At 77.4% G+C, this 6,509-nt stretch carries 7 protein-coding genes; 4 read left to right on the top strand and 3 right to left on the bottom strand.

Annotated features, from left to right (window positions below; all coding sequences use genetic code 11):
* Window positions 1–154: 154 nt before the first annotated feature.
* Window positions 155–1,276, top strand: a complete 1,122-nt coding sequence (locus tag ACI78Z_RS24650; RefSeq protein WP_457039173.1) for an NAD(P)/FAD-dependent oxidoreductase — start codon at window positions 155–157, stop codon at window positions 1,274–1,276.
* Here ACI78Z_RS24650 and ACI78Z_RS24645 read toward each other — a convergent pair.
* Window positions 1,221–2,309, bottom strand: a complete 1,089-nt coding sequence (locus ACI78Z_RS24645) for a GGDEF domain-containing protein (RefSeq protein ID WP_457039172.1) — start codon at window positions 2,307–2,309, stop codon at window positions 1,221–1,223. The genes ACI78Z_RS24650 and ACI78Z_RS24645 overlap by 56 nt on opposite strands.
* 154 nt (window positions 2,310–2,463) lie before the next feature.
* On the opposite strand from ACI78Z_RS24645, the gene ACI78Z_RS24640 reads away from it, so the two are divergent.
* Together ACI78Z_RS24640 and ACI78Z_RS24635 are read left to right on the top strand one after the other, a co-directional pair.
* Window positions 2,464–2,781, top strand: coding sequence for an STAS domain-containing protein (locus ACI78Z_RS24640; protein WP_457039174.1), 318 nt, complete (start codon window positions 2,464–2,466; stop codon window positions 2,779–2,781).
* On the top strand, window positions 2,778–3,023 hold the full coding sequence (locus ACI78Z_RS24635) for an STAS domain-containing protein (RefSeq protein WP_457039171.1): 246 nt from the start codon (window positions 2,778–2,780) through the stop codon (window positions 3,021–3,023). Before ACI78Z_RS24640 ends, ACI78Z_RS24635 begins: the two co-directional genes overlap by 4 nt.
* A 10-nt stretch (window positions 3,024–3,033) precedes the next feature.
* On the opposite strand, the gene ACI78Z_RS24630 is transcribed toward ACI78Z_RS24635, so the two are convergent.
* Window positions 3,034–3,693, bottom strand: a complete 660-nt coding sequence (locus ACI78Z_RS24630; protein ID WP_457039170.1) for a response regulator — start codon at window positions 3,691–3,693, stop codon at window positions 3,034–3,036.
* The gene (locus ACI78Z_RS24625; protein ID WP_457039169.1) at window positions 3,690–4,808 is read right to left on the bottom strand and encodes a sensor histidine kinase; all 1,119 of its coding nucleotides are present in this window, start codon (window positions 4,806–4,808) and stop codon (window positions 3,690–3,692) included. The genes ACI78Z_RS24630 and ACI78Z_RS24625 overlap by 4 nt, the downstream gene beginning before the upstream one ends.
* A gap of 378 nt (window positions 4,809–5,186) precedes the next feature.
* On the opposite strand from ACI78Z_RS24625, the gene ACI78Z_RS24620 reads away from it, so the two are divergent.
* Entirely contained in the window at window positions 5,187–6,311 is a 1,125-nt protein-coding gene (locus tag ACI78Z_RS24620) for a serine hydrolase domain-containing protein (protein WP_457039168.1), read from the top strand.
* Window positions 6,312–6,509 lie beyond the last annotated feature (198 nt).

Below are 6,509 nucleotides of genomic sequence, written 5' to 3'. Positions count from 1 at the left end.
CCGCCCCGCCCCCCCCCCCCCCCCCCCCCCCCGCCCCCCCCCCCCCCCCCCCCCCCCCCCCCCCCCCCCCCCCCCCCCCCCCCCCCCCCCCCCCCCCCCCCCCCCCCCCCCCCCCCCCCCCCCCCCCGGGTCGGCACCGCCTAGCGTCGGGCCGGTGGAGCGCTGGGACGTCGTCGTGGTCGGGGGCGGCCCGGCCGGCTCGGCGGCGGCGCTGGCCGCCCGGCGCACGGGCGCCTCGGTGCTCGTGCTCGACCGCGCCGACTTCCCCCGCGACAAGGTGTGCGGCGACGGCGTGGCCCCGGAGGCGCTCGACGTCCTGACCGGCCTCGGCGTGGACGCCGCCGCGCTGGTCGCCGGGTACCCGCCGGTCCCCCGGCTCTCGCTGCGCTCGCCGGGCGGGGCGCGGGTCGAGCGCGACACCCACCGCCCGTCGTCCGTCGTCCCCCGGGAGGTGCTCGACGCCCGGCTGCTGGACGCGGCGCGGGCGGCCGGGGCGGAGTTCCGCCGGTCCACGGTGCGTACCGTGGTGGCCGACGCGGACGGCGTGACCGTCGACGGCACCCTGCGGGCGGGCGTCCTGGTCGGGGCGGACGGCGCGGAGTCCGTCGTCCGCCGGGCCCTCGGGCTGGGGTCCAACCGCGCCGACCGGCTGGCCGTGGCGATCCGCGGCTACGCGCCCGCGCTACCCGGCCAGGGCGGCACCCAGGTGCTGGTGACCACCGAGCGGCGCTGGCCGGCCTACGCCTGGTCCTTCCCGCTCGGCGACGGGCGGGCCAACGTCGGCTACGGGGAACTCGTGTCCGGCGGGGCGACCCGGGCGGCGCTGGTCGAGGGGCTGCACCGGCTGCTGCCGGGCGTGGCGCCGGAGGGCCTGCGGGCGCACCGGCTGCCGCTGTCCACGGGCCGGCCGCGGCTGCCCGACGGCCGGGTGCTGCTCGCCGGCGACGCCGCGTCGCTGGTCAACCCGCTGACCGGGGAGGGCATCTTCTACGCCGTCCTGTCCGGGGCGCTGGCCGGCGCGGCGTGGCCGGCGGGGTCCGGCGCGGGTGCCCGCTACCGCGACGCGCTGCGGCGGCGGCTCGGCGCGCACCTGCGGTCCAGCCGGGTGGCCTCCGAGCTCTCCCGCTGGCCGCGGCTGATGGACGCCGCCGTCCGCGCGGCCGGCGCGGATCAGCGGGTCTTCGACGACGTGGTGGCCCTCGGCCTGTCCGACGGGCGGCTCACGGGGCGGACCGTTGCCGCGGCAGCCCGTCGGCTGGCCGGGAGCCGGGGCTGACGGCGACCTCGACGCGGTCCCGCCCGGACCGCTTGGCCCGGTAGAGCGCCGCGTCGGCGGCGGCGTAGAGCTCCCGCACGGAGGCGGCGTGCAGCGGCGCGTGCGCGACGCCGACGCTGACCGACAGCGGCAGCGGGCCGCCGTCGGTGCGCGGCAACGGGGAGGCGCGCACCGCCTCGAGCAGCTCCCGCGCGCGCCGGGCCGCGGTGCCGGCGGCGCAGCCGGGCAGCAGCAGCGCGAGCTCGTCACCGCCGAGCCGGCCGACCACGGCGTCCCCGGCCCGCACCTGCCGCCGGACCAGGCCGGAGAGGTGCACCAGCGCGTCGTCCCCCACGGGGTGGCCGTGCGCGTCGTTGATCTGCTTGAACGAGTCGATGTCCAGCAGCACCAGCGCCGTCCCGTCGCCGGTCGGATCCCGCTCGAGGGCGCCGGTGAGCGCGTCGTCCAGCACCCGCCGGGTGACCAGGCCGGTGAGCGGGTCGACGTCGGCCTGCCGCTGCAGCGCGGCGACCAGGCGGTCCTGCGTCGCGGCGGTCCGGACCAGGATCACCGCCGCCACCACCAGCACGCTGCCGACGACGACCAGGTCGTGCATCGCCGGCTCCAGGGGCTGGAGCACCAGCTGGGTGATCCCGTCGCCCACCACAGCCGCCGCCGTCACCAGGGCGACGGCGGCCCAGCGCAGGTGCGACGCCGCCCAGAGCACCGGGAAGGCGAGGAACGCCTGCGCCCCGGCGGACGGGTCGTCGGTCAGCACGTTGAGCACGCAGGTCATCAGCACGCCGCACAGGCCGATCAGGGGGAAGACGCCGGCGCGGTCCAGCCGCTCGGCCGGGACCAGGACGCACACCGCGATCGTCGTGACCAGCGCGGCGACCCCGGCCCACGAGGCGGCCCTCGTCGCGCTGCTGACCGAGTTGGGGCCGAAGGTCGTCAGCAGCGCGAGGACGACGGTCGAGACACCCATGATCAGGACGATCGAGTGCGCCGCGGCGCGTGGCTCCCGTGCACGCAGGGAGTCGGGGAAGCGCATGCCCCTCCATCGTCGTCCGGACGGTGCGGCTGCAGCAGGCCTCCCCCGCGTGGGTGACGCCACGCGGCGGCGAACTCCCACGTCGGACCCAGGGAACTGTCAGACCGTGCGCGCAGGATAGCGATCAGTGACCACGAGGAGGACGCTTGTGACGATGGCCCCCGCGCTGCCCCGGGCGCACGAGGTGACGGTCCACCTCGACGACAGGCTGCTCGCCGACGGCCTGGCCGACGTCCGCTGGCTGCTGCTCGGCACGCTGCACGCCGGGGCCGGCTCGCTGGTGGTCGACGTCTCGGGGGTGCGGTGCCTGCCGGACGCCGTCGTCGCCGTCCTGCTGTGGGCCCACCGCATCTGCCGGGCCCGCGGCGGCGCGGTGGTGCTGCGCGGCGCCGACCGCCGCACCGAGGAGCTGCTGCACCGCACCGGCCTGTGGCGGGTCCTCGGCTGCGAACCCGCGCTGGCGGTGGCGTGACCGGGACCCTGAGGGAGGTGGTCGACCGGCGGGCGGGCCTCATCACGGTGAGCGGCCACCTCACCTCGCTCGGCGCGGACCTGGTGCGCGGCACGGCCGACCAGCTCCGCGGCGCGGGCCACTCCCGCGTGGTGGTCGACCTCCGCGGGGTGGGTGCCGCCGACGACGAGGGCCTGGCGGTGCTCCGGGAGCTGCACCGCGACTTCCGGGTGGACGGCGGCGAACTGCTCATCCGCAGCTGACCGGGTCCCGCTACTCCTGTCCCGGCCCGATGAAGCCGGTCCGGTAGGCCCACACCACCGCCTGGGTGCGGTCCCGCACGCCGAGCTTGCCGAGGATCGCCTTCACGTGGGTCTTCACAGTCTCCGGCGAGAGCCACACCCGGACGGCGATCTCGGCGTTCGACAGCCCTTCGGCCAGCGCACGCAGCACCTCCGCCTCCCGCTCGGTGAGCGCGGCGGCCGCGTGCAGCCGCTGGCGGTCGGGGAGCCGACGGGCGGCGTGGACGGCCAGCAGCCGTCGGGTCACCGAGGGAGCGACGAGCGCGTCGCCGGCGTGGACCGTGCGGATGCCGTCGATCAACTGCTCCGGGGTGGCGCGCTTGAGCAGGAAGCCGTCCGCCCCCGCGTCCAGCGCGTCGTCGACCACCTCGTCCAGGTCGAAGGTGGTCAGCACGAGGACCCGCGGGCGCCGCGGCCAGGACACGATCTCCCGGGTGGCGGCCACCCCGTCCACCCGGGGCATCCGGACGTCCATGAGGACGACGTCGGGCAGCAGCTCCCGTGCACGGGCCACCGCCTCGCGGCCGTCCGCGGCCTCGCCGACCACGGTGATGTCCTCCTCGGCGTCGAGCAGCACCCGCAGGCCGCTGCGCACCAGCCGGTCGTCGTCGGCGAGCAGGACCCGGATCACGCCGGCACCGCCGCCCCGGCCGGCAGCACCGCGCGCACGCGGAACCCGCCCTCGACCGGGCCGGCCTCCAGCTCGCCGCCCTCGAGGCGGGCCCGTTCCCACATGTTGACCAGCCCGCGGCCCGGCACCGGCTCCGCCAGGTCGCGGCCCTCGTTCGTGACGTCGAGCAGCACCCGGTCGGCCACCTGCGAGACCTCGACGCGGATCCGACCCGACGGGGTGTGCCGGACGGCGTTGGTGAGTGCCTCCTGCAGGATCCGGTACAGCGCCCGCGCGGCGCCGGCGGAGAGCCGCACGCCGTCGGTGCGCAGCTCCACCGGGCGCCCGGTGGCCCGGATCCGCTCGGCCAGCTCCTCGAGGTCGGCGACCGTCGGCGCGAACGGCCCGGCCCGGGCCTTGCGCTCGTCGGGCTGCAGCACCCGCAGCAGCCGGTCCAGCTCGTCGAGCGCGGTGCGCCCGACGGTCTCCACCGACTCCAGCGCCTCGCGGGCGAAGGCCGGGTTGTCGGCGAACACCCGCCGGCCCACCCCGGCCTGCATGACCATGACGTTCACGGCGTGCCCCAGCGAGTCGTGCAGCTCCCGGGCCAGCCGGCCCCGCTCCTGCAGCAGCAGCCGCTCCGCGGCCAGTGCCTGCGCCCGGCTCTCCGCCGCCCGTCGGGCCTCGGCCGCCGCCCCGCGGGCCCGCCGGTGGCTGAGCTCGCCGGCCACCACCGCGACCAGCGACGTCATCCCGATCTCGGGCAGCGCGTCGACCGAGTCGACGCGGTCCAGGGCCACGTACCCGGCGGTGGCCAGGACGGCGACCGCGACCGCCGCCACCCGCAGCCGGCGCCGGCCGGCGGCGAAGCAGGTGAACAGGGCGATCCACGCCGGCCAGGGCAGGAAGCCGATCGCGTAGCCGGCGGCCGCGTTGACGACCAGCACCAGGTCGGCCGCCACGAGGGACGCCAGCGGGGCGGCCGACCGCCACAGGAGCGCCAGCGGTCCGGCCACGGCCAGCGCGACGGCCGCGGCGTCCACCGGCCGGTAGGGCGGGGCGGCCGGCATCGTGAGGGCGACCGCGACCGTGGCGGCCGCCAGCGCACCGGTGAGCGCCGCATCGGTGCGGCTCACGGCCACGGTCGGGAGCCGGGCGAGGAGGGACGGCGACACCTCCCATCGTCCCGCCGGGCAGGAGCCGCGGGGAGCCCCGCGCGGGCCGTTCCGCCTCCCTCGCGCGAGGGAGGCGCGGTCCCCCGTCCGGGCGCCGGGCGGGCGCCGCGGACCACTCGTGCGGGACCGCATCCGCCCCGCGCGGGGCTCGTGGCGGTTGCGGCGGCGGCCGCAGGCTGGGACACCGCAGCGCCGCGGTGGCCCCGATGCCCCCACCTCGTCCGGAGAGGAACAGTCATGACCTCCGTCCCGACCGCGCTCCCCGACCGCGGACACCTCCCTCCCGTCCCGGCGTCGAGGGCCGCCACCGCAGCCCGCGGCCGGCGCCTCCGGCGGACCGTGGCAGCGACCGGACTGCTCGCCGCGCTGACCGTCACCGCGGCGTGCGGCGGAGCCGACGAGGTCGCCGCCGCCACCGCTCCCGACCGGGGCGTGGCGACCGCACCACCGGCTGCCGGCGCCGACCTCGAGCAGGCGATCGCCGGCATCCTCGAGGCCCACCACGCCGATCAGGAGTTCGTCGGCGCCGCCCTCGCCGTGCGTCAGGCGGACGGGACCACCGTCACGGCGACGTCGGGCACGCGGTCGCTGGACGCCGCCGGCGGGGACGTCGATCCGGACATCCCGTGGGGCATCGGCAGTGTCACGAAGACGTTCGTCGCCGTCGTCGTGCTGCAGCTCGCCGAGGACGGCCGCCTCGACCTCGACTCAGGGATCGAGGGATTCCTGCCCGACCTGGCCGGAGCCGACCGGATCACCCCCCGCCACCTCCTCCAGCACACGAGTGGGCTCGGCGAGTACACCGACCAGCCGGCGGTGCTGACCGATGCCCGCCGCGCGTGGACACGGGCGGAACTGGTCGCCGTCGCCGAGGCGGCCGGGCGGACGGGAGAGCCGGGTGGCCCGCACGCGTACGCCAACACCAACTACGTGGTGCTCGGCGAGATCGTCGAGCAGGTGACCGGCAACTCCTGGACCGACGAGGTGCACGAGCGGATCGTCGAGCCCCTGGGTCTGCGGGACACGCAGCTGGGCGAGCTCCGGGGAACGCCGGGCTACGGCGTCGAGGAGGAGCGGTTCGTCGACTACACCGACCGCTGGCACCCCTCCGTCGGGGGCGCCGCCGGAGGGCTCGAGTCGACGGCGTCCGACCTGCTCGTGTTCACCGAGGCGCTCCGCGACGGCCGGCTGCTGTCCGAGCGCAGCCGGGCCGAGATGGGCACGTTCATCCCGGCCGAGGACCTCTCGCAGTTCGGCGTCGTCCACGAGTACGGCCTCGGCCTCGAGAGGTACGCCACCGGACAGCTGACCGTCGACGGCCACCTGGGCATCGGGGCCGCGCACTCGGCGTTCATCGGCTTCGACCGGGCCAGCGGAGCGGCGGTCGCGGTCGTGATGAACACCCGGAACGCCGGACCGCAGGCGATCATGGCGATCGAGGCACTCGCCGCGGTCAGCGGTTGAGGCGTCGATGACGCACCCGTGCCGGGGTGGCGGTCCACGACCGTCTCCGGGCAGCGCGGGATGCCTGCTCGAGCGTCGTCAGGATCGATCTCGGGGGATCCGGGACGGGCGTTCCGAGCCATGACAGCACTCCAGAAGCGACGCGCAGGTGTCCTCTGTCGACTCGTGTCCACCCCGGTGTGCCGCTGTGCGGCACAC

The sequence above is a fragment of the Geodermatophilus sp. SYSU D01176 genome, assembly GCF_054050015.1.
Note: the sequence above shows the minus strand (reverse complement) of the source record. Positions and strands in the feature narration are given on the sequence as shown.

Coding starts and splice junctions, on each gene's coding strand:
- ACI78Z_RS24645 (WP_457039172.1), bottom strand. CDS start 2,309: ATGCGCTTCCCCGACTCCCTGCGTGCACGGGAGCCACGCGCCGCGGCG.
- ACI78Z_RS24640 (WP_457039174.1), top strand. CDS start 2,464: ATGGCCCCCGCGCTGCCCCGGGCGCACGAGGTGACGGTCCACCTCGAC.